The sequence below is a fragment of the Novilysobacter erysipheiresistens genome (assembly GCF_036663935.1).
GTDB classification, from domain to species: domain Bacteria; phylum Pseudomonadota; class Gammaproteobacteria; order Xanthomonadales; family Xanthomonadaceae; genus Novilysobacter; species Novilysobacter erysipheiresistens.
Genome location: NZ_JAXGFP010000001.1, coordinates 380,641 through 401,381, shown reverse-complemented (window position 1 = coordinate 401,381; position 20,741 = coordinate 380,641). Strand labels below are relative to the sequence as shown.

General features: G+C 67.9%; 22 protein-coding genes and 2 tRNA genes. 6 read left to right on the top strand and 18 right to left on the bottom strand.

Going from position 1 to position 20,741, the window contains the following annotated elements; genetic code table 11:
* Nucleotides 1–73: 73 nt before the first annotated feature.
* The 5 genes from SNE34_RS02045 (at nt 74) to SNE34_RS02025 (ending at nt 4,455) form a co-directional block, all read left to right on the top strand.
* On the top strand, nt 74–634 hold the full coding sequence (locus SNE34_RS02045; RefSeq protein WP_332614226.1) for a glycine cleavage system transcriptional repressor: 561 nt from the start codon (nt 74–76) through the stop codon (nt 632–634).
* An 11-nt stretch (nt 635–645) separates the two neighbouring features.
* Nucleotides 646–1,119: a peroxiredoxin gene (locus SNE34_RS02040; RefSeq protein ID WP_332614224.1), complete on the top strand. Its 474-nt coding sequence runs from the start codon at nt 646–648 to the stop codon at nt 1,117–1,119.
* A gap of 106 nt (nt 1,120–1,225) precedes the next feature.
* A complete protein-coding gene (locus SNE34_RS02035; RefSeq protein WP_332614222.1) occupies nt 1,226–2,623 on the top strand; it encodes a PhoH family protein in 1,398 nt (465 codons plus the stop codon).
* Nucleotides 2,624–2,792: 169 nt separating this feature from the next.
* On the top strand, nt 2,793–3,605 hold the full coding sequence (gene thiD, locus SNE34_RS02030; RefSeq protein WP_332614221.1) for a bifunctional hydroxymethylpyrimidine kinase/phosphomethylpyrimidine kinase: 813 nt from the start codon (nt 2,793–2,795) through the stop codon (nt 3,603–3,605).
* The gene (locus SNE34_RS02025) at nt 3,598–4,455 is read left to right on the top strand and encodes an alpha/beta hydrolase family protein (protein WP_425604425.1); all 858 of its coding nucleotides are present in this window, start codon (nt 3,598–3,600) and stop codon (nt 4,453–4,455) included. Before thiD ends, SNE34_RS02025 begins: the two co-directional genes overlap by 8 nt.
* Before the next feature lie 3 nt (nt 4,456–4,458).
* Here the strand turns inward: SNE34_RS02025 and hisIE are convergent, their stop codons facing one another.
* From hisIE to SNE34_RS01980, 9 genes are read right to left on the bottom strand one after another with little or no spacing between them, the layout of a single operon-like run.
* Complete coding sequence (hisIE, locus tag SNE34_RS02020) at nt 4,459–5,088, bottom strand: bifunctional phosphoribosyl-AMP cyclohydrolase/phosphoribosyl-ATP diphosphatase HisIE (RefSeq protein WP_332614219.1); 630 nt, start codon at nt 5,086–5,088, stop codon at nt 4,459–4,461.
* Nucleotides 5,081–5,854, bottom strand: a complete 774-nt coding sequence (gene hisF, locus SNE34_RS02015; protein WP_332614217.1) for an imidazole glycerol phosphate synthase subunit HisF — start codon at nt 5,852–5,854, stop codon at nt 5,081–5,083. Before hisF ends, hisIE begins: the two co-directional genes overlap by 8 nt.
* A complete protein-coding gene (gene hisA, locus SNE34_RS02010) occupies nt 5,848–6,624 on the bottom strand; it encodes a 1-(5-phosphoribosyl)-5-[(5-phosphoribosylamino)methylideneamino]imidazole-4-carboxamide isomerase (RefSeq protein WP_332614215.1) in 777 nt (258 codons plus the stop codon). Before hisA ends, hisF begins: the two co-directional genes overlap by 7 nt.
* Nucleotides 6,621–7,241: an imidazole glycerol phosphate synthase subunit HisH gene (gene hisH / locus SNE34_RS02005; RefSeq protein WP_332614212.1), complete on the bottom strand. Its 621-nt coding sequence runs from the start codon at nt 7,239–7,241 to the stop codon at nt 6,621–6,623. The genes hisA and hisH overlap by 4 nt, the downstream gene beginning before the upstream one ends.
* Nucleotides 7,238–8,320, bottom strand: coding sequence for a bifunctional histidinol-phosphatase/imidazoleglycerol-phosphate dehydratase HisB (hisB, locus tag SNE34_RS02000; RefSeq protein WP_332614211.1), 1,083 nt, complete (start codon nt 8,318–8,320; stop codon nt 7,238–7,240). Before hisB ends, hisH begins: the two co-directional genes overlap by 4 nt.
* The gene (hisC, locus tag SNE34_RS01995) at nt 8,317–9,387 is read right to left on the bottom strand and encodes a histidinol-phosphate transaminase (protein WP_332614606.1); all 1,071 of its coding nucleotides are present in this window, start codon (nt 9,385–9,387) and stop codon (nt 8,317–8,319) included. Before hisC ends, hisB begins: the two co-directional genes overlap by 4 nt.
* A gap of 11 nt (nt 9,388–9,398) precedes the next feature.
* On the bottom strand, nt 9,399–10,700 hold the full coding sequence (hisD, locus tag SNE34_RS01990; RefSeq protein WP_332614209.1) for a histidinol dehydrogenase: 1,302 nt from the start codon (nt 10,698–10,700) through the stop codon (nt 9,399–9,401).
* Nucleotides 10,697–11,605 (bottom strand): ATP phosphoribosyltransferase, encoded by a 909-nt coding sequence (gene hisG / locus SNE34_RS01985; RefSeq protein WP_332614207.1) that lies wholly within the window; start codon nt 11,603–11,605, stop codon nt 10,697–10,699. The genes hisD and hisG overlap by 4 nt, the downstream gene beginning before the upstream one ends.
* A gap of 34 nt (nt 11,606–11,639) precedes the next feature.
* On the bottom strand, nt 11,640–11,954 hold the full coding sequence (locus tag SNE34_RS01980; RefSeq protein ID WP_425604424.1) for a YerC/YecD family TrpR-related protein: 315 nt from the start codon (nt 11,952–11,954) through the stop codon (nt 11,640–11,642).
* A gap of 148 nt (nt 11,955–12,102) precedes the next feature.
* Here SNE34_RS01980 and SNE34_RS01975 point away from each other — a divergent pair, with 148 nt between their 5' ends.
* Nucleotides 12,103–12,597 (top strand): TspO/MBR family protein, encoded by a 495-nt coding sequence (locus SNE34_RS01975; protein WP_332614205.1) that lies wholly within the window; start codon nt 12,103–12,105, stop codon nt 12,595–12,597.
* Between the two features lie 27 nt (nt 12,598–12,624).
* Here SNE34_RS01975 and SNE34_RS01970 read toward each other — a convergent pair whose 3' ends face one another.
* The 9 genes from SNE34_RS01970 to SNE34_RS01930 form a co-directional block, all read right to left on the bottom strand.
* The gene (locus SNE34_RS01970; protein WP_332614204.1) at nt 12,625–14,031 is read right to left on the bottom strand and encodes a cryptochrome/photolyase family protein; all 1,407 of its coding nucleotides are present in this window, start codon (nt 14,029–14,031) and stop codon (nt 12,625–12,627) included.
* A gap of 116 nt (nt 14,032–14,147) precedes the next feature.
* A tRNA-Arg gene (locus SNE34_RS01965) sits at nt 14,148–14,224 on the bottom strand.
* Nucleotides 14,225–14,284: 60 nt separating this feature from the next.
* A tRNA-Ser gene (locus SNE34_RS01960) sits at nt 14,285–14,376 on the bottom strand.
* A gap of 104 nt (nt 14,377–14,480) precedes the next feature.
* Nucleotides 14,481–14,684 carry a carbon storage regulator CsrA gene (gene csrA, locus SNE34_RS01955; protein ID WP_332614203.1) on the bottom strand — a complete coding sequence of 68 codons (204 nt, stop codon included), beginning with the start codon at nt 14,682–14,684 and terminating at the stop codon, nt 14,481–14,483.
* A gap of 137 nt (nt 14,685–14,821) precedes the next feature.
* Nucleotides 14,822–17,470, bottom strand: a complete 2,649-nt coding sequence (gene alaS / locus SNE34_RS01950; RefSeq protein WP_332614201.1) for an alanine--tRNA ligase — start codon at nt 17,468–17,470, stop codon at nt 14,822–14,824.
* 141 nt (nt 17,471–17,611) lie between these two features.
* The gene (gene recX, locus SNE34_RS01945) at nt 17,612–18,163 is read right to left on the bottom strand and encodes a recombination regulator RecX (RefSeq protein WP_332614199.1); all 552 of its coding nucleotides are present in this window, start codon (nt 18,161–18,163) and stop codon (nt 17,612–17,614) included.
* Between the two features lie 9 nt (nt 18,164–18,172).
* Nucleotides 18,173–19,207: a recombinase RecA gene (recA, locus tag SNE34_RS01940; protein WP_332614198.1), complete on the bottom strand. Its 1,035-nt coding sequence runs from the start codon at nt 19,205–19,207 to the stop codon at nt 18,173–18,175.
* A 185-nt stretch (nt 19,208–19,392) separates the two neighbouring features.
* Nucleotides 19,393–20,055: a transcriptional repressor LexA gene (gene lexA, locus SNE34_RS01935; RefSeq protein WP_332614196.1), complete on the bottom strand. Its 663-nt coding sequence runs from the start codon at nt 20,053–20,055 to the stop codon at nt 19,393–19,395.
* A 54-nt stretch (nt 20,056–20,109) separates the two neighbouring features.
* Nucleotides 20,110–20,610 carry a CinA family protein gene (locus tag SNE34_RS01930; RefSeq protein ID WP_332614193.1) on the bottom strand — a complete coding sequence of 167 codons (501 nt, stop codon included), beginning with the start codon at nt 20,608–20,610 and terminating at the stop codon, nt 20,110–20,112.
* Between the last annotated feature and the right edge of the window lie 131 nt (nt 20,611–20,741).

Genomic DNA, 20,741 nt, shown 5'->3' with positions numbered 1-20,741 from the left:
TGCTGCTTTTCAATCACGTCCCGTTCGCGGGTCGCCGTTCAGTCTCAAGCCAGACATCCATGCAGGCGCCGTCTTGACCGATTCCAGTACCCGACCGTCGCCGAACGAAAACCACCTTCTGATCAACGCCTACACGACGCATCCGGAATCGCCACTGTTGTCGGTGTCGCGGCGGATCGCCGACAGCGGTTGCAACCTGGTCGACGCGCGGCTGTCGACCGTCGGCCGCGACGTCTCGGTGACCGCGCTGGCGGTCGGTTCGTGGGACGCGATCGCCAAGCTCGAGGCGATGCTGTCGCGGCTCGAGCGCGAGGAAGGTTTCAAGCTGATCTGGTATCGCACCGGCGAGAAGAAGGTGCAGTCCGACCTGCTGCCCTACATCGTCGAGGTGGTGGCGGCCGACAAGCCCGGCATCCTGTTCCAGCTGGCCGATTTCTTCGACCGCCAGGGCATCACCATCGAGAGCCTGCACTGCTCGCGCTACCGGGCGATGCAGACCGGCGCCGACATGTTCTCCGCGCAGGTCACCATCGGCGTGCCGTCGAGCATGCACATCGCCGCGCTGCGCGATGATTTCCTGGAGTTCTGCGACCATCTCAACCTCGACGCCATCATGGATCCGATGAAGTTCTGAGGACGCGACAGATGCTCGACACCGGCGACAAGGTCCCCACCGATCTTCCACTGGCGCTGTCCAGCGGCGAGACCACGACCCTCGGCGATTTTTCTGGCCAGTGGCTGGTGCTGTACTTCTACCCGAAGGACAGTACTCCGGGCTGCACCACCGAAGGCAACGACTTCAACGCGCTGCTTCCCAAGTTCAGGAAGCTTGGCGCGACCGTGCTCGGGGTCTCGCGCGACTCGGTCAAGTCGCACCGGAACTTCTGCGCGAAGCAGGGCTTCAAGTTCGAACTGGTCAGCGACCAGGACGAGGCCCTGTGCAACGCCTTCGGCGTGATCCGCGAGAAGAACATGTACGGCCGAAAGGTTATGGGCATCGTGCGCAGCACGTACCTCATCGACCCCGAGGGCGTCATCGCGCGGTCATGGCAGCCGGTCAAGGTGCCCGGCCATGCCCAGGCCGTGCTCGACGAACTCAAGGCTGCGCAAACGCAGTGACCCCAACTTTCCCACTCGACCCCACCACCCCGCCCCGCGGGCATGTGGTGGCTTTGTCGTGCCCGATGCCCCAACCCTCAACGATCCATCCACAGCGGAGCTCGCGATGACGAGAAGCAAGCGGATCTACGTGCTCGACACCAACGTGCTGATGCACGACCCGACCGCGCTGTTCAAGTTCGAGGAGCATGACGTCTACCTGCCGATGCAGGTGATCGAGGAACTCGACAACGGCAAGAAAGGCACCACCGAAGCCAGCCGCAACGCGCGCCAGGTCAGCCGCTTCCTCAACGAGTTGGTCGAAGCCGCCGGCACCGACAAGATCCACACCGGCATCCCGCTGGCGCCACCGCAGGGCGTCCAGTTGCGCGGCAAGCAGAGCGTCGGGTGCCTGCGCTTCCAGACCGGCAACTTCGACGCCGGCAAGCGCTTCGGCGCGGTGGTGCCGGACAACGCGATCCTCGGCGCGATCCTGGCGCTCAAGGACGCCGAGCCCGACGTCCCGGTGGTGTTCGTCTCCAAGGACATCAACCTGCGGATCAAGTCGGCGATCGCCGGCATCGTGTCGGAGGACTACGAAAACGATCGCGCGCTCGACGACTTCAGCCTGCTCTACACCGGCGCCACCGAGCTGCCGGGCGATTTCTGGAAACGCCACGGCAAGGACCTGAAGTCGTGGACCGACAAGGGCCGCACCTACTACGAGATCTCGCGGGTCGAGGACGACGACTGGTATCCCAACCAGTTCCTGTACCTGCCCGGCGATGACGAGGCCGAACTCAAGGTCGCCAAGGTCACCGACAACAAGGTCACGCTGCAGATCGTCGACGACTATCGCCACAGCCAGCATTCGGTCTGGGGTATCAGCGCCCGCAACCGCGAGCAGAACTTCGCGCTCAACGCACTGATGGATCCCGAGATCGACTTCGTCACCCTGCTCGGCACCGCCGGCACCGGCAAGACCCTGCTCGCGCTCGCCGCGGGCCTGGCGCAAACGATGGACCAGCAGCGCTACCGGGAGATCATCATGACCCGCGCCACGGTCAGCGTCGGCGAGGACATCGGCTTCCTGCCCGGCACCGAGGAGGAAAAGATGACGCCGTGGATGGGCGCGCTGACCGACAACCTCGAAGTCCTGACCCACAACCAGGAAGGCGGCAGCTGGGGCCGTGCGGCGACCAATGACCTGCTCGCCAGCCGGATCAAGATCCGCTCGCTCAACTTCATGCGCGGGCGCACGTTCCTGAGCCGCTGGCTGATCCTCGACGAGGCGCAGAACCTCACGCCGAAACAGATGAAGACCCTGATCACCCGCGCCGGCCCCGGCACCAAGATCATCTGCCTGGGCAACGTCGAGCAGATCGACACGCCCTACCTGACCGAGACCACGTCCGGCCTGACCTACGCGGTCGACCGGTTCAAGAACTGGCCGCATAGCGCGCACGTGACCTTGCGTCGCGGCGAGCGGTCGCGGCTGGCGGATTACGCTTCGGAAGTGCTGTAACGGCCGACGGATCTGCCGGCTCCCTCGGCCGGCAGACCCGACTGTAGGAGCGACGTAAGTCGCGACCTGTCGAATGTCGGACGCGATGTACAGGTCGCGACTGACGTCGCTCCTACACCGCAGCCTGGCCGCCGCGACGACATCCAACCGCCTGGGCGACAATGCCCGCATGACCGCCCCCGACTCCCGCCCGCCATCCGTCCTCACCATCGCCGGTTCCGATTCCGGCGGCGGTGCCGGCATCCAGGCCGACCTCAAGACCTTCGCCGCGCACGGCGTGCACGGTCTTAGCGCGATCGCGGCGTTGACCGCGCAGCACACCCGTGGCGTGACTGCAGTGCACGTGCCCGATGTCGATTTCCTGCGCGCGCAGATCGACGCCTGCTTCGAGGACTTCCGCGTGGTCGCGGTCAAGCTCGGCATGCTGGCCAACGCCGAAGTCATCAACGTGGTGGCGGAAGCACTGGAGCAGCACGCGCCCGTGCATGTCGTACTCGATCCGGTGATGGTGGCGACTTCCGGCGCACGGCTGTTGGAGGCAGCCGCGCTCGATGCCCTCCAGACTCGACTGCTGCCACGTTGCAGCGTACTCACGCCGAACCTGCCGGAAGCCGAGTTGCTGCTGGGGCACTCGATCGGTGACCGCGATGCCATGCGGCAGGCCTGCACCGAACTGCTGTCGACCGGAACCACGGCAGTACTGCTCAAGGGCGGCCACCTGCCTGGCGACGGCGACGTGGTCGACCTGCTGGCCGACGCCGACGGGATCCATTCGATCCGCCATCCGCGCCTGCAACTCGACGCCCACGGCACCGGCTGCACCCTCGCCTCGGCGGTGGCGGCGAACCTCGCGCTGGGCAAGGCGTTGCCGGCCGCGTGCCGGGATGCCGCCGACTATGTGCACCGCGCCCTGCTCGGCGGCTACCGCCCGGGGCATGGCGAAGTCGTCGTGCTCGACCACTTCGGCGCGGGCCGTGGCTGAGCCGTTGCGGAGCTTCGAAATCGCGCTCCAATCGCAGGACGGTCACCTGCACCAACTGCGCGCCTGCCTGCCGCCGGAGCCGACCGCGGCGTTGCTGTGGCTGCCGGCACTCGGGGTCGCGGCGCGTCACTACCAGCCGTTCGCCGAGTCGCTGGCGGCGCGCGGCATCGCGGTATTCGTGCACGAATGGCGCGGCCATGGCAGCAGCAGCCTGCGCGCGAGCCGACGACACGACTGGGGGTATCGCGAGCTGCTGGAGTTCGATCTGTCCGCGAGCGAATCCGGCGTGCGCCAGGCGTTGGTGGACAGCGGCAACACTGAGCTTCCCTGCATCATCGGTGGCCACAGCCTCGGCGGCCAACTGGCCAGTTGCCGCCTTGGCATGGCGCCCGGCTTCGCAAGCCGGTTGTGGCTGGTCGCCAGCGGCGCCCCGTACTGGCGTGCGTTTCCGACACCGGCGCGCTACTGGCTGCCGCTGGCCTATCGGTTCCTGCCATGGCTGGCCGATCGGTGCGGCGCCCTGCCCGGCCGCCGGATCGGTTTTGGCGGCACCGAGGCCCGACGCCTCATCGCCGATTGGGCCCGCAGTGCATTGAGCGGCCGTTATCGCGCCGACGGACTCGACGTCGACCTGGACGCAGCCATGGTCCGAAGCGCTCCGCGGGTCCGCGCGGTGACGCTGGCCGACGACTGGCTGGCGCCGGAATCGTCGTTACGGTTCCTGCTGTCGAAGATGCCACGGGCGACGGTCTCGACGACCATGCTGGACAGTCGTGCCCTGGACGCGCGCGCCGACCATTTCCACTGGATGAAACGTCCCGACGCGATTGCGAAGGCTTTGACGAATTGACCTTCAGGTCGGTGCGGCAGCGTCTCCATGCCGTCGCCGCAATATCGCCACGGCCTCCGCGAGCGACAGGTTCCGCGCGCGCAGCAACACCTGCAAATGGAACAGCAGGTCGGCCGCCTCGCCGAGCAGCGCGTCGTCGTCCTGCGCCACCGCCGCCAAGGCCGTCTCGACCCCCTCCTCGCCGACTTTCTGCGCGATGCGCCGAACACCGCCGTCGAACAGCCGGGTGGTATAGCTGCCTGTCGGGCGTTCCCGGTGGCGACGAGCCACCACGTCGTCCAGTTCGGCCAGGAAATTCGATGGCGCGGCGGCGAAGCAGCTGCGACGGCCAAGATGGCAGGTCGGCCCTTTCGGCCGGGCCCGGACCAGCAACGTGTCGGCATCGCAATCCGGTTCCAGCGCGACCAGCTCGAGGTGATTGCCGGAGGTCTCGCCCTTGACCCACAGGCGCCGCCGGCTCCGGCTGAAAAACGTGACCCGGCCGCTTTCAAGCGTAGCGTCCAAGGCTGCCCGGTCCATGTAGCCCAGCATCAGCACGCGCAGGTTGTCGGCATCCTGGACGATGGCCGGCAGCATCCCGCCCTGCTTGTCCCAATCCAGCGCGGCGGGATCGAACGTGAGGGCATCAGGCATCGCGCACCTCCACGCCTTTTTCGTGCAGGTAGCGCTTGAGCGCCGGGATCGGCACCGCGCCGGAATGAAAGACACTTGCCGCCAGCGCGCCATCGACGTCCGACTGCGCGAATACCGCCGCGAAGTGCGACGCTTCGCCGGCGCCGCCGGACGCGATCAGCGGTACGGCGCAGACTCGCCGCGCGGCTTGCAGCTGCTCGATATCGAAGCCCTCGCGCACGCCGTCGCTGCCCATGCAGTTGAGCACCACTTCGCCGGCGCCGAGCCGCTGCACCTCGACGATCCAGTCGAGCGTCCGCCGCGACAGCGCCTCGGTCCGCGACGGGTCACCGCTGAACCGCCGCACCCGCCATTCGCCATCGGCGTCGCGCAGGCTGTCGATGCCGACCACCACGCATTGCACGCCGAACGCCTCGGCCAACTCGCTTACCAGCCCGGGCCTTTGCAGCGCAGGGGTATTTATCGAAACCTTGTCGGCACCCGCGTGCAGCACGGCACGCGCGTCCTCGACGCTGCGGATGCCGCCGGCGACGCAGAACGGGATGTCGATCACGCGCGCCACCCGCTCGACCCAATCGCGGTCCGCGCAGCGCTCCTGCGGGCTGGCGGTAATGTCGTAGAACACCAACTCGTCCGCGCCCTGCTCGCGGTAACGCAGCGCCAGATCGATGATGTCGCCCATGTCGACGTGGTCGCGGAACCGGACGCCCTTGACCACCCGGCCGTCGCGCACGTCCAGGCACGGGATGATGCGTCGGCTCAGCATGGACGCTCCTCCGGCAGCGCTTCGCCCAGGGCGAACCGGCCGTCGAGCAGCGCCTTGCCCAGTATCGCAGCGGCGCACCCCGCGTCACGCGTGGCAACGATGTCGGCGACGTCGCGGATGCCTCCCGACGCCTGCAGTTGGACCCGCGGCGCGATCGCCTGCAACTGCGTGTAGAGCTCGAGGTTGGGACCGGCCAGCATGCCGTCGCGGGCAATGTCGGTGCACAGCAGGTGGCGCAGACCGGCGTCGACATAGTGGAGCAGCAGCGGCTCCAGCGCCGAGTCGCTGTCGCGGGTCCAGCCGGCCGTCGGCAACTGCCAGCGTCCCGTCGCATCCTGCCGCGCGTCGAGCGCCACGGTGATCCGCTCGGGGCCGAAGCGGCGCAGCCAGCCCGCAACAAGGGCGGGCTCGCGTACCGCGACCGATCCGATGACCACGCGTGTCGCACCCGCTTCGAGCAGCGTCGCGACATCGCGCTCGTCGCGCACGCCGCCGCCGGTCTGCACCCGCAATCCGGTAGTTCGGGTCAGTTGCGCCAGCAGCGGTGCGAGCGTGTACCCGCCGGCCCGCGCGGCGTCGAGGTCGACCAGGTGCAGCCACCCGGCACCCGCTTCGGCATAACGCCGCGCCAGCACGAGTGGCGCATCGTCGTAGCGCGTCTCCTGTGCGTAGTCTCCCTGCCGCAGGCGCACCACCCGGCCGCCGCGCACGTCGATCGCGGGCAGCAGCTGGAACGTGTCTGCGTCTGGATCCGGGGCGACGACGTTCATGCGATCGCCTCCGACAGGAAGTTGCGCAACAGGCGCGCGCCAACCGCCGCCGAGCGCTCGGGATGGAACTGCGCGCCGAAGCGCAGGCCATCGCCGACCACGGCCGAGAAGTCGCATCCGTGGGTTGCGATGGCGAGCGTGGCCGTGCCCACCGGCGCGGCGTAACCGTGAACGAAGTACGCCTGCGCGCCATCGTCGATGTCGGCCAGCAATCCGTGGCCACGCACGGCGCGCAGGCGGTTCCAGCCCATGTGCGGGACGCGGACCGCCGGAGCATCCGTGATGCGATCCCGCGGCGCGAGCCGGGTCACCCTCCCCGGCACCAACCCAAGGCACTCGACATCGCCTTCCTCCGACGACTCGTACATCAACTGCATGCCCAGGCAGATGCCGAGCAGCGGCTGCCGCAGGGTACGGATTACCTCCACCAGTCCGAGTTCATGCAACCGCGCCATCCCCACCGCGGCCGCGCCGACCCCGGGCAGGATCACCCGCGCCGCCGAGTTGATCACCGCCGGTTCCACACTGATGCGTACACGCGCACCCAGCCGTTCCAGTGCATAGCGCACCGAACCCAGGTTCGCGCCGCCGCCATCGATCAGCACCACGTCGATCACAACGACCCCTTGGTGCTCGGCAGGTCGCGCCCCTCGCGACGGATCGCCTGCCGCAGCGCACGCGCCACGACCTTGAAGCAGGCCTCGACCTGATGGTGGTCGTTGTCGCCGCGTACCTGCACGTGCAGGTTCAGCCCGGCGCCATCGCACAGCGACCGGAAGAAATGCGGGATCAGCTCGGTCGGCAGGTCACCGATCCGCTCGCGACGAAAACCGCCTTCGAAGACGAAATGCGGGCGACCCGAGAGGTCCAGCGCCGCCGTCGCCAGCGATTCGTCCATCGGCAGGGTGAAGCCGTAGCGGCCGATGCCGCGCTTGTCGCCAAGCGCATCGTGCAGGGCCTGACCGAGGGCGAGCGCGCTGTCCTCGACCGTGTGGTGCTCGTCCACGTGCAGGTCGCCCGCGCAGTCCAGTTCCAGGGCGAAACCTCCATGTTTGCCGAGCTGTTCGAGCATGTGGTCGAAGAAGCCCAGCCCGGTCCGGACCTTCGGGTCGCTCGCGAGATCGAGGTCGACGGACACCTGCACCCTGGTTTCGCGGGTGCGGCGTTCGACCCGCGAACGCCGCGGCGCGTCCGCGAGCTCATGCGCGATGCCGTCCCAGTCCCACTCGCCACCAAACTGCGGCGTGCGCAGCTGGAACGCGCGGATGCCGAGGTTGCGGGCGAAGGCGTTGTCGCTTTCGCGGTCGCCGACCATCGCCGAGCGCGTCCAGTCGATGTCGCGATCTCGCTGGTACTCCAGTGCCAGGCCGATGCCGGGCTTGCGGGTGGGCGCGTTGTCGGCCGGCAGGCTGCGGTCGATCAGGACCTCGCGGAAGACGATTCCCTGGCTCTCGAACACCTGCATCATCAGCGCATGCGGGCCATCGAAATCCTGCTGGGGAAAGGCCTCGGTGCCGAGGCCGTCTTGGTTGGTGACCATTACGAACGCGTAGCCGGCATCGCGCAACCGCAGCAACGCCGGGATCACGCCTGCCACGAATCGCAGCTTCTCGAACCGGTCGACCTGGAAGTCCTGCGGCTCCTCGATCAGCGTACCGTCGCGGTCGATGAAAAGAATTGGAGCCGACGCGTTCATGCGGCGACCTCCATGGCAGCGATCAGGTCGACCAAGCGGTTGTTCTGGGACGGCGTACCGACGGTGATTCTCAACGCGTCCGCCAGCCCGGCATGGGCACGCATGTCGCGCACAACGATGCCCGATTGCAACAGTTGCTCCAGCGCCACCTGCGCGTCGACGAAACGCACCAGCAGGAAGTTTGCGGACGATGGATAAACCCGCCGGACCTGGCGCAGTTTCGCCAGTGTCGACGCCAGCCGGGCGCGCTCGCCGATCACCGTGGCGATGCGCTCCCGGGTGACCCACCACGCCGCGTCATCGAGGGCCCGGCGGGCAAGATCGCTGCACGGGACCGGCAGCGGATACGGGGCCTGGCAGCGCTGCAGCACTGCGACAAGTCCGGCATCGGCGATCACGCAGCCGACCCGCGCCGCCGCCAACGCATGGGCTTTCGACAGCGTGCGCAATACCGCGATGTTGGGCTGCCGGCCGATCAATGCCACCGCGGATCCGGCTTCGGCGAATTCGACATACGCCTCGTCGACCACCACCAGTGCCCGCGCCTGCAACCGGACGGCAAGTGCCTCGATCCGTTCCAGCGGCAACGCGTTTCCGGCCGGGTTGCCGGGCGAGCACAGGAACACCAGTTTCGCGCCCCCGGCCACGGCGGCTTCCGCAACGGCATCGAACTCGCACTCGAAGCCGCCGTCGCCATCGACCAGCGGCACCTCGAGCACCCGCGCGCCGTGCAGGCGGGCACAGACTTCGTACATGCCAAAGGTCGGGGGCGTCACCACGACGGCATCCGCGCCGGGCCGACACAGCGCCCGGACCAGCAGGTCGATGCCTTCATCGCTGCCGCGGCCGAGCAGCAGCTGGTCTGCATCGCAGCCGTAACGCAAGGCCATCGCTGCACGCAATGTCGCGGGCTGGGGCTCCGGATAGCGTCGCAGGCGGCCTGCATCGTCGGCCGGGTTTGGCCACGGCGACTCGTTCGCGTTGAGCCAGACGTCGCCATCGACTTTGCTGCTGCGCGCCGAGCGATAGCCGGCAAATCCGCGCAGGTCCTCACGAACGAGATCCATCGGCAGCAGACTCACGCCATCGCCTCCAATCGTCGTGACACCGCCAAGCGATGCGCATCCAGCCCTTCGGCTGCCGCCAGTTCCATCGCGCACGGACCAATCGCGCCCAGACCGTGGGGTTCGGCTTCCTGCACGGTGATCGACGTCTGGAAGCTCGCCACCGACAGTCCACTGCACCAGCGCGCGGCGCCGCCGGTCGGCAACACGTGGTTGGTGCCACTGCAGTAGTCGCCCAGCGCCTCCGGCGTCCAGTCGCCCAGGAAAACCGACCCCGCCGCGCGCACCCGCGGCAGCCAAGCACGCGGTTCGCGCAGGGCCAGGATCAGGTGTTCGGGCGCGTAATCGTTGCTGACTTCGAAGGCCTGCTCGATCGAGCCCACCCGGATCAGCCGCGATGCCGCCAGCGCCTGTGCCGCGATCGACGCCCGCGGCAGATCGACCAGTTGTCGCGCGATCTCGATCTCGACCCGGGCCAGCAACCCGTCGTCATCGCTCAGCAGGATCACCTGCGAGTCCGGCCCGTGTTCGGCCTGCGACAACAGGTCCGCCGCGACGAACACCGGGTTCGCGCCGCCATCGGCGATCACCAGGACCTCCGACGGGCCGGCCGGCATGTCGATCGCGGCGCCATCGTCGCGCGCCGCGACCTGCCGCTTGGCTTCGGTGACATAGCTGTTGCCAGGACCGAACAACTTGTCGCAGGCCGGCACGCTCGCGCTGCCGAACGCCATCGCCCCGATCGCCTGTGCGCCACCCAGCTTGAACACGCGCCGCACCCCGCAATGCGCCGCCGCGAACAGCACCGCCGGATCGGCCGAACCGTCGCGTCGCGGCGGCGTGCACAGCACCACGTCGCGGCAGCCGGCCAGCCGCGCGGGAACGGCCAGCATCAGCGCGGTTGAGGGCAATGGCGCCGAGCCTGCCGGCACGTACAGGCCGACGCGACCGATGGGCCGCTGCATGCGTTCGCAGGTGACGCCGGGGGCGGTCTGCACGACGTGGACAGCGCCCATGCCGGCCCGATGGAAATGCTCGATGCGCCCGGCCGCCTCGACGATGGCGCCTTGCAGCGACGAGGCAAGGCACGCGGTCGCGGCCTCGAACTCGGACTCGGACACCTCGAAACGCTCAAGGGTCACGCCATCGAACTCCGCGACCAGTCGCCGCAACGCCACGTCGCCCTCGTTGCGGACCTGGTCAAGCAGGGAAGCGACGGTGGTCGCCGTGTCCGCACCCACCTTTTGTGCGGGACGTTGCAGCATTTCCCGGCGGGCAGCGTCGTCGAGTGCGTTCCACTGCACGACCCGGCTCATGCAAGCATCCCCTCGACCGAAAGCACCATCAGTCCGCGGGCACCGGCGCGCTTCAGTTCCTCGAGCCGCTGCCAGGTCACCGCGCCGTGACACAGCGCCTGCAGGGCCAGATCCTCGGCGCCGTCGACCCGCATCACCGTCGGTGCATCCGCATCCGGCAGCAATGGCAGCAACGATGGCAGCACTTCCCGCGGTGCCTGGAACATCAGCAGTTTGCTGTGGCGCATCCGCAGCGCGCCGTCGAGCCGGCGCAGCAGCAGGGCCGCCAGTTCGCCACGGATCGCATCGAGCTCGGCCACCGGGCCCGCCAGCACCGCCTCGCTCTCGAACAACGTCGCGACCGGCTTGAGCTGGTTGGCGGCCAGGGTGCCGCCGCTGGAAACGATGTCGCAGACGGCATCGGCCTGTCCGAGCCGGGGAGCGATCTCGACCGACCCCGACAGGAAGGCGACCTCCGCCGCCACCCCCTGGTCGGCCAGCCACCGCGACAGCAATGCCGGGTAGCTGGTCGCCACCCGCATGCCGGACAGCTGCGCCGGGCCTTGCCAGCTCCACCCCTCGGGGACGGCCACGGCGAGCCGGCACTTCCCGAACCCCAGCGCACGCCATTCGCGGAACGCGGAGGCCTGGTCGTGGGCGACGCGACCGGCGTCCTGTTCCGCCAGCACATTGCGACCGACCACGCCGAAATCGCAAACGCCATCGGCGATCAATCCGGGGATGTCATCGTCGCGAACCAGCAACAGGTCGATGGGCAGGGTTTCGCCGTAGCAGAACAGGCGGTCACGGCTCTCGCGCCAGGTCAGGCCGCACGACGCGAGCAGCGCGCGCGCGGGATCGGCCAATCGGCCGGACTTCTGGATCGCGATGCGCAGCCGATCGCGCGCAGGGGCCACTGGAGTCATTTCGGGGTTCCGGGTTCGAAACGGTTGGGCGGAGTCAGGCCGCACGGACGCGACTTCGCTTGAGCGCTTGGCCGTAGCCGCCCGCACCTCGCTCGATCGTCCGTGCCACCCGCCCGATCGTGGTCACGCTGACGTGGGTGCGTTCGTGGATTTCCCGATAGGGAATGCCCTGCGCGAGCAGCGGTACGACCCGCCAGCGGTCGGTCATCGCCTCCAGTTCGGCCGGCGTGCACAGGTCCTCGAGGAACGCACGCACCTCACCTGGGCCGCGCAGGTGACCAATCACCGACGCGAGCATGTCCAGCGCGTCCTCTTCCACCTCCACCGCCCCATCCGCACGACGCTTCATTCCTTGCTCCAATGTATTAATGCGCTATTACATTATAGCAAGAAGATTGCGGGATCAACCACGGCAATGAGCTCCCCGGGACGGACTCACCTTGCGTCGAGTCGCGAGCTGCTAGAAGTGGCGCTCCACAACCCCATCGGAGCCTTGGATGTCCTCCTCGACCGCACATGCCCTCAAGGGCTTCGCCTTCTGGCTGCTGGTGACCTTCGTCGCGGCAGCGATCGGCAGCATTGCATCCATCGAAGCCGCGTCTTTCTACGGGCAACTGATGCAGCCGGACTGGGCGCCCCCGGCGAAGGTGTTCGGACCGGTCTGGACCGCCCTGTACGTGCTCATGGCAGTCGCCGCGTGGCTGGCATGGCGGCAGGCTGGCAACTTCGCCGCGGCGCGGATGGCCCTGGCCCTGTACCTCGTGCAGCTGGCGGCCAACGCCTTGTGGAGCTGGCTGTTCTTTGCCTGGCACCTCGGTGGCCTGGCGTTTGCCGAGGTGCTGCTGCTGTGGTTGCTGGTCGCGACCACGGTAGTGGCGTTCTGGCGCATTCGGCCACTGGCAGGCGCGCTGCTGTTGCCATACTGGGCCTGGGTGACTTTCGCCGCCTTCCTGAACTATGCAACCTGGCGGCTCAATCCCGACGTGCTTTGAGCCGGGCCCGCCCTGCGCCAACCCACGCTACTTGAGTCGGGCGAACGCCTCCAGCGCCTCACGCCGGCTGCCTGCGGGATCGACGATCGGCGTCGTCGGGTAGCCGCTTATCAGGGATCGGTCATCGGCGGCGCACTCCCACGGCGCGTGTCGCAATCGCGCTGGCGCGGGCCTGAGTTCGGGCACCCAGCGGGCGATGTATTCGCCACGCGGATCGAACCTGCGAGCCTGCAGCACCGGGTTGAATATGCGGAAGTACGGCGCGGCGTCGACGCCGCTGCCGGCCACCCACTGCCAGCCGAGCGAATTGTTGGCCAGGTCGGCATCCACCAGCGTGTCCCAGAACCAGCGGGCTCCGTGTCGCCAATGGATGCGCATGTTCTTGGCCAGGAAGCTGGCGACAATCATGCGCACGCGGTTGTGCATCCAGCCGGTGGCCCACAGTTCGCGCATGCCGGCGTCGACGATCGGCACGCCGGTACGGCCGTGCTGCCAGGCATGCAGCAAGGCGGGCGTTGGCTCGACCCAGTCGAAGTCGTCGAAGCGTGGGTTGAAGTTGGCGTCCGGCGTGTGCGGAAAATGGTGGAGGACGTGATGGGCGAACTCGCGCCAACCCAGTTCGCGCACATAGGCCGCGTGCTGGTCCGGCGAACCGGCGTTGGCCAACTCCGCCACCACGCGCCACGGTGCGATCTCGCCGAAGTGCAGGTGCGGCGACAGCCTGGACGTCAGCGATTGGTCGGGGCGGTCGCGACCGTCGCGGTAGTCATGCAGGGACTCGGCGGCGAAGGCCCGCAACGCCGACGCGGCGCCGTGCTCTCCCGGCCTCCAACTGCTCCAGAAGCCGGCGTCCCACCGCGGCACCGGTTGCAGCCTGAGCGCATCGAGCGGGATTTCGCCCGGCACGGCATCGAACCCAGGCAACGTGTCGGGCGCGGGCTGCAGGGGTGGCAGGTTCCAGATCGACAGCGCGGCCTTCCAGAACGGAGTGAACACGCGAAACGGATCACCGGCACGGGTTTCGAGTTGCCATGGTTCGAACAGCAGGCTGCCGTTGTGCGCCTCGACACGCAGGCCATCACGGCGCAGTTCGCGGCGGATGCTGGTGTCGCGCGCGTCGATCGTGGGTTCGTGGCGACGGTTCCAGAACACGGCGGCCGCCCCGGTCGCGGCGGCGACGGCTTGCAGGGTGGCAAGACTGTCACCGGCGAACACGTGCAGGCGCGAACCGCGCTGGCGCAGGTCGGCGTCGAGCGCGGCCAGTGCGCGGTGGCGCCAGGCATCCGAGGCCGCTCCGGGGAGCCAACCGCCTTCCTCGTGTGGAGCGTGGATGTAGACCGGCATCGGCGCCAGCCCCGCCTTCAACGCCGTTTGCAATGCCGGGTGATCCCGCAGCCGCAGGTCGTTGCGAAACCATACGAGTGCGGTTGGCATCAGGGAGGGCCTCTTCACTTGCTTGACGGCAAGGCAGGATCTCACGCAAACAAAAAAGCCACCCGAAGGTGGCTTTTCGTAACTGCCCTGCCGTCGATCCGCAGGGAGTATTCAGATGGTGCGCCCGGAAGGATTCGAACCTCCGACCCCCAAGTTCGTAGCCTGGTGCTCTATCCAGCTGAGCTACGGGCGCGTAGTCGGAAAATTATGACGGTGGATCGCGAATCCGTCAAACATTTTTCCTTGGTAGAACTGGCGGAGAGTGAGGGATTCGAACCCTCGATGGAGTTTAACCCCCATACTCCCTTAGCAGGGGAGCCCCTTCAGCCACTCGGGCAACTCTCCGCATCAACAAAACGGTGCGGCCGCGAAGCATAACGGCTCGCTCCACGCACGGCAAACTTTTTCAGTTGGCCGCGCCCCATCCGGGATGCCTTGTCGCTGGTGGGTCAATCGGCGGCGTTGTCCGCGCCCCCTTCGGCCGGCTCGTCGCCACGCTGGATGCGCTGGTAGATCTCTTCACGATGCACTGCCACATCTTTCGGCGCAGTGATGCCGATACGTACCTGGTTACCCTTCACGCCGAGCACGGTGACGGTCACCGAGTCGCCGATCATGAGGGTTTCACCGACGCGTCGCGTCAGGATAAGCATTGCCAATTCTCCTTGTGCCAGCACGTCCGGTGTCGGCGTTGGCGCCCCATGATATGGAAGCGCGTCCAACTGCTGGTTAAACGTCGATTATTCCCTAGGCGGGACAGGCCCACAAGCGATGAAGGTCATGGTTCATCTCAGCCGAGCCGCGTTGCCACCCAGTCGCCAACACCGGCAAGAGCCGACGCCAGCGCAGGACCGTCCTCGCCTCCGCCCTGGGCCATGTCCGGCCGACCACCACCCTTGCCGTTGATCTGACCGGCCACGTGGCCAAGGAGTTCCCCGGCCTTGACCCGACCAAGGGCGGCGCCGCTGACCCCGGCAACCAGCGCGGCCTTGCCGTCCTGGGTCCCGGCCAGCAGCACCACCGCATCGCCGAGCTGCTGCTTCAGGCGGTCGAGCGCATCGCGCAACGCCTTGGCGTCGAAACCGTCCAGGCGGGCGGCTAGCACCTTGATCCCGCCGACCTCGATCGCCGAGCCGGCGAGATCGGAGGTCGCGCCGGAAGCCGCCCTGGCCTTGAGGGTTTCGAGCTCGCGCTCGAGCTTCTTCTGGCGGTCGATCAGGCCGCGCAGCTTGTCGGCGACATCCGCCGGGTTGCCGCCCAGCAGGCGCGCGGCTTCGTCCAGTCGCTGCTCTTCAGTTGCGACGTGGTCGAGCGCGCCCTGCCCGGTCAGCGCCTCGATCCGGCGCACGCCGGCGGAGACGCCGCCTTCGGAAACGATCTTGAACAGGCCGATGTCTCCGGTGCGGCCGACGTGGGTGCCGCCGCACAGTTCGGTCGAGCCCTCGCCCATCCGCAGCACCCGGACCTCGTCGCCGTACTTCTCGCCGAACAGGGCCATGGCGCCGAAATCCAGCGCCTCCTGCATGCCCATGTGGTGGATCTCGGTGGCATGGTTGGCGCGCACTTCGGCGTTGACCCGACGCTCGATCTCGGCCAGTTCATCGGCGCTGACCGGCTGGAAATGCGAGAAGTCGAAGCGCAGGCGCTCGGGCGCGACCAGCGAACCCTTCTGCACGACGTGTTCGCCCAGCACGCTTCGCAGGGCCGCGTGCAGCAGGTGGGTGGCCGAGTGGTTGAGTACGGTGGCGCTGCGGCGCTTGCCGTCGACCGAGCCGAGCACGTGGTCGCCACGCTTCAGGCTGCCGGCGGCAAGCTGGCCGACATGGCCGTGGAACTGGCCGGCGAGTTTCAAGGTGTCGTTGACCATGAATCGGGTGCCGGCCTCGTCGAGCTCGCCGGCATCGCCGACTTGGCCGCCGCTCTCGGCATAGAACGGGGTGCGATCGAGGATCACCACCGCCTCGTCGCCGGCGTCGATCGCCTCGACCGGTCGGCCGTCCTTGAGCAGGGCGACGACTTGCAGGCCGCCCTCGGTGAGGCGGTCGTAGCCGAGGAAGCCGGTGGGCGCCAGCTGTGAGGCCAGCTCGGCCGGCAGCGTGGTGGCACCGCCGAACTTGCCGGCCGCGCGCGCGGTCTCGCGCTGGCGGGTCATCGCCGCCTCGAACCCGTCCATGTCGATCGACAGGCCGCGCTCGCGGGCGATGTCGGCGGTCAGGTCGACCGGGAAGCCGTAGGTGTCGTACAGGCGGAAGGCATCGGCGCCGGGGATCGTGTCCTTCGAGCGCGCCGCGACCTCGTCGAAGATCCGCATGCCGGAGTCGAGCGTCTCGGCGAAACGCTCCTCCTCGGCCAGCAGCGCGCGGTCGATCAGCTCGCGCTTGTTGACCAGTTCCGGGTAGGCCTCGCCCATGATCTCGATCAACGGGCCGAGCATGCGATGGAAGAAGGGGCCCTTCTGGCCGAGCATCCAGCCATGGCGCAGGGCGCGACGGATGATCCGGCGCAGCACGTAGCCGCGGCCTTCGTTGGAGGGCAGTACGCCGTCGACGATCAGGAAGCTGCAGGCGCGGATGTGGTCGGCGATGACGCGCAGCGACTTGTTGTCGAGGTCGGCGGTGTCGGTGAGACGGCCCGCGGCCTTGATCAGGTGCTGGAAGATGTCGATCTCGTAGTTGCCGTGCTTGCCCTGCAGGATCGCGGCCAGCCGCTCCAGGCCCATGCCGGTGTCGACGCACGGCGCCGGCAGCGGCGCGAGGCTGCCATCGGGCTGGCGGTCGAACTGCATGAACACCAGGTTCCAGATTTCGATGAAGCGGTCGCCGTCCTCGTCGGGCGAACCCGGCGGGCCGCCGAAGTGATGGTCGCCGTGGTCATAGAAGATCTCGGTGCACGGGCCGCAGGGACCGGTGTCGGCCATCTGCCAGAAGTTGTCGGAGGCGAACGGCACGCCCTTGTTGTCGCCGATGCGGATGATCCGCTCCGGCGGCAGGCCGATCTGCTTGTTCCAGATCTCGAAGGCCTCGTCGTCGGTGTGGTAGATCGTGGCCAGCAGGCGCTCGGGCGGCAGCTTCCAGACCTCGGTCAGCAACTGCCACGCCCACTTGATCGCGTCTTCCTTGAAGTAGTCGCCGAACGACCAGTTGCCAAGCATCTCGAAGAAAGTGTGGTGGCGCGCGGTGTAGCCGACCTGGTCGAGGTCATTGTGCTTGCCGCCGGCGCGCAGGCAGCGCTGCACGTCGGCCGCGCGCACGTAGCCGGGCTTCTCGCTGCCGAGGAACACGTCCTTGAACTGGACCATGCCGGAGTTGGTGAACAGCAGGGTCGCATCGTTGGCCGGCACCAGCGGCGCCGACGGCACGATGGTGTGGCCACGCTCGCGGAAGAAGTCGAGGAAGTCGCGGCGGATGTCGCTGGTGGTGATCTGGGAGGGATTGTTCATGCCTGGCACGTAGTCGAGAGGGCTGGGCAGGTTGTCGCCGCGCCGATGCCCCGACGGGGCGTCGATCGCGCGGGAGACAGCCGCGAAATAGCTCGATAGCGTATCAGGGGGCGGGTTTCGCTGCTGCCGGGCGGGCCGCCGTCAGTCGTCGGGATCGAACCGGGTGGCCGCGCGGATGACGTCGCCGGGAAAGCCACGGCGCATCAGCAGGTCGGTGGCCTTGCGGCGCCGGGCGAGGTCGTCGGAAGCCGCCTCGCCGAAGCGCCGGCGGATCAGGTCGCGGGCATTCTCGACCCAGTCGCCGTCGAAGCTGTCCAGCGCGGCGGCGATGGCATCGCTGTCGAGGCCGTGGGTGCCGAGTTCGGCGCGGATGTGGATCGGACCGTAGCCGCCGCTGACGCGGCTGCGGACCAGGCTTTCGGCAAACCGCCGGTCATCCTGCCAGCCGGCATCGGCGAGCTTGGCGACCGCCTCGTCGACGTCGACCGGATCGAGGCCACGGGTCACCAGCTTGCGGGTCAGTTCCTTGCGCGAATGCTCGCGCCGCACCAGCAGGGTCAGCGCGCGCTGGGTGGTGCTGGCCACCGGCCGCTGGCGTCGACGTCGCGAGCCGGCGGCGCCGTCAGGGCCGAACAGCCCGCCGGTGTCGCCACCGGGCAGGCCGTCATCGTCGGGCGCATCGTCGATCGCCATTCAACCGGTTCAGGCGTCCGCGTCGCCGTCATCCTCGCCCGGCTTGGCCTCGGCGGGGACGAACTTCTCACGCAGCGCGACTTCCAGCCGTTCGGCCAGCTCCGGGTTGTCCTTGAGGTACTGGCGGGCGTTCTCCTTGCCCTGGCCGATGCGCTCCTCGCCGATGCTGTACCAGGCGCCGGCCTTCTCGACCAGCTTGGCGTCCACGCCCATGTCGATCAACTCGCCCTCACGGGAGATGCCCTGGCCGTACAGGATCTCGGTGATGACCTGCTTGAACGGCGGCGCCATCTTGTTCTTGACCACCTTGATCTTGGTCTGGTTGCCGATGATCTCGTCGCCCTTCTTGATCGCGCCGATGCGGCGGATGTCGAGACGCACCGAGGCATAGAACTTCAGCGCATTGCCGCCGGTGGTCACCTCCGGGCTCTGGCCCGGCATCATCTGGCCGATCTTCATGCGCAATTGGTTGATGAATACCACCAGCGTGCCCGAGCGCTTGATGTTGCCGGTCAACTTGCGCAGCGCCTGGCTCATCAGGCGCGCCTGCAAGCCGGGCAGTTGGTCGCCCATCTCGCCTTCGATCTCGGCGCGGGGGGTCAGCGCGGCGACCGAGTCGATCACCACGATGTCGACCGCGGCCGAGCGCACCAGCATGTCGGCGATCTCGAGCGCCTGCTCGCCGGTGTCGGGCTGCGACAGCAGCAGGTCGTCGACGTTGACGCCGAGCTTGGCGGCATAGATCGGATCGAGCGCGTGTTCGGCGTCGATGAAGGCGGCGGTGCCACCGTTCTTCTGGCACTGCGCGATCGCCTGCAGGGTCAGGGTGGTCTTGCCGGAGGATTCCGGGCCGTAGATCTCGACCACCCGGCCCTTCGGCAGGCCGCCAATGCCGAGCGCGATATCGAGCATCAGCGAGCCGGTGCCGATGACTTCCGCGGCCTCGACCACCCGGTCGCCCATGCGCATGACCGAGCCCTTGCCGAACTGCTTCTCGATCTGTCCCAGTGCGGCGGCCAGGGCGCGCTTCTTGTTCTCGTCCATCGTGGAATCCTCGGGTGGCGTCAATTGGATGGGTGCAGCTTAAACAGCGCCGGTCGCAAGGGTTGCGACTGCGGCGACAGCTTCGAAACTAATGGTGTTGAGCGGCTCGGATCATCGGGGCACGCGTCGGCGCGGGGTCGGAAAATGCCGCCTTGGCAGCCGGGAAAATCCGAAGCCGGCCAGCGTCAATGGCCACGTCGCACCAGACCGCAATACAGGCCCTCGATCGCGAAATCCTGATCGGGCAGCACCTCGATCGGGGCATAGTCGGGATTGCGCGGCAACAGCCGGATCCGGTCCTTGGCGATCTTCAGCAGCTTGACGGTGATCTCGTCGTCGATCCGGGCGACGACGATCTGCCCGGAACGCGCCTCCGGGGTGCGATGCACGCCGATCAGGTCGCCATCGAAGATGCCTTCGTCGCGCATCGAATCGCCCTGCACCTTGAGCAGGTAGTCCGGCGACGGGAAGAAGATGTTGCGGTCGAGCAGGATGTATTCGTCGGCCCCGGCATCGGCACCGATCGGCGCGCCGGCGGCGACCCGGCCGAGGATCGGCAGGCGCAGCGCGTCGTCGAGCGTCGGCAGCGGGGCCTGGTCGGGCGCCCGGGCCTCGGGCTCCGCCAATCCGGCCTGCGGATGCACCAGGCGGATACCGCGCGCCTTGCCCGGCACCCGCAGGATCGCCCCAGCCTGCTCCAGCGCTTCGAGGTGATATTGCGCGGCGCGGACACCGGAGAACCCCATCGCGCGGGCGATCTCGGTCTGCGACGGCGGCATCCCGTCAACCGCGATTCGCTCGCCGATCAAGGCGAGGATGGCTTGCTGGGTTTCGGTCAGGGCGTTCATTAGTAGTAATACTACTAACAAGCTTCGGCGGGACGCAAGCCCCTGCCCTGTGCCTCAGGCGGCGAGGTCGAGCAGCCCGTGCAACGCCGCGGCCACGGTCTGCCGGCGCACCGCCTCGCGGTCGCCGTCGAAGTGGAACACCAGCGCGGTCGGGTAGCCGCCGCGACGCTTCCAGGCGATCCAGACGGTGCCGACCGGCTTGTCCTCGATGCCGCCGCCGGGGCCGGCGATGCCGGTGACCGCGACCGCGAGACTGGCGCCGGAATGCACCAGCGCCCCGGACACCATCTCGATCACGGTTTCGCGGCTGACCGCGCCGTGCTGCTCCAAAGTGGCCGGCTGGACACCGAGCAGGGCCTGCTTGGCCTCGTAGCTGTAAGCGGCCATGCCGCTTTCGAACCACTCGGAAGCGCCGGCGATGTCGGTCAGGGTCTTGGCGATCCAGCCGCCGGTGCAGCTCTCGGCGGTGACCAGTCGATGGTGATGTTTGCGGGCGGCCTCGCCGACTTGTTCGGCGAGGCGCTGGAGGGCTGCGTCGGATACGTCTTTGTTCATGCGAGGACTATACCCGGCGCCCGCGGGTCTGTAGGAGCGGCTTCAGCCGCGATCTGATCGTTGGTCGCGCGCACCGATTCCAGATCGCGGCTGAAGCCGCTCCTACAAGAGCCCCCGGGTCAGGTCGTGCC

Coding starts and splice junctions, on each gene's coding strand:
- SNE34_RS01970 (WP_332614204.1), bottom strand. CDS start 14,031: ATGCCAACCGCACTCGTATGGTTTCGCAACGACCTGCGGCTGCGGGAT.
- hisD (WP_332614209.1), bottom strand. CDS start 10,700: ATGAGCCGGGTCGTGCAGTGGAACGCACTCGACGACGCTGCCCGCCGG.
- hisC (WP_332614606.1), bottom strand. CDS start 9,387: ATGGATCTCGTTCGTGAGGACCTGCGCGGATTTGCCGGCTATCGCTCG.
- hisIE (WP_332614219.1), bottom strand. CDS start 5,088: ATGCCTGATGCCCTCACGTTCGATCCCGCCGCGCTGGATTGGGACAAG.
- hisA (WP_332614215.1), bottom strand. CDS start 6,624: ATGAACGTCGTCGCCCCGGATCCAGACGCAGACACGTTCCAGCTGCTG.
- recX (WP_332614199.1), bottom strand. CDS start 18,163: ATGGCGATCGACGATGCGCCCGACGATGACGGCCTGCCCGGTGGCGAC.
- thiD (WP_332614221.1), top strand. CDS start 2,793: ATGACCGCCCCCGACTCCCGCCCGCCATCCGTCCTCACCATCGCCGGT.
- hisG (WP_332614207.1), bottom strand. CDS start 11,605: ATGACTCCAGTGGCCCCTGCGCGCGATCGGCTGCGCATCGCGATCCAG.
- hisF (WP_332614217.1), bottom strand. CDS start 5,854: ATGCTGAGCCGACGCATCATCCCGTGCCTGGACGTGCGCGACGGCCGG.
- SNE34_RS02035 (WP_332614222.1), top strand. CDS start 1,226: ATGACGAGAAGCAAGCGGATCTACGTGCTCGACACCAACGTGCTGATG.
- alaS (WP_332614201.1), bottom strand. CDS start 17,470: ATGAACAATCCCTCCCAGATCACCACCAGCGACATCCGCCGCGACTTC.
- hisB (WP_332614211.1), bottom strand. CDS start 8,320: ATGAACGCGTCGGCTCCAATTCTTTTCATCGACCGCGACGGTACGCTG.
- SNE34_RS01980 (WP_425604424.1), bottom strand. CDS start 11,954: ATGAAGCGTCGTGCGGATGGGGCGGTGGAGGTGGAAGAGGACGCGCTG.
- SNE34_RS01930 (WP_332614193.1), bottom strand. CDS start 20,610: ATGAACAAAGACGTATCCGACGCAGCCCTCCAGCGCCTCGCCGAACAA.
- lexA (WP_332614196.1), bottom strand. CDS start 20,055: ATGAACGCCCTGACCGAAACCCAGCAAGCCATCCTCGCCTTGATCGGC.
- SNE34_RS02040 (WP_332614224.1), top strand. CDS start 646: ATGCTCGACACCGGCGACAAGGTCCCCACCGATCTTCCACTGGCGCTG.
- SNE34_RS01975 (WP_332614205.1), top strand. CDS start 12,103: ATGTCCTCCTCGACCGCACATGCCCTCAAGGGCTTCGCCTTCTGGCTG.
- csrA (WP_332614203.1), bottom strand. CDS start 14,684: ATGCTTATCCTGACGCGACGCGTCGGTGAAACCCTCATGATCGGCGAC.
- recA (WP_332614198.1), bottom strand. CDS start 19,207: ATGGACGAGAACAAGAAGCGCGCCCTGGCCGCCGCACTGGGACAGATC.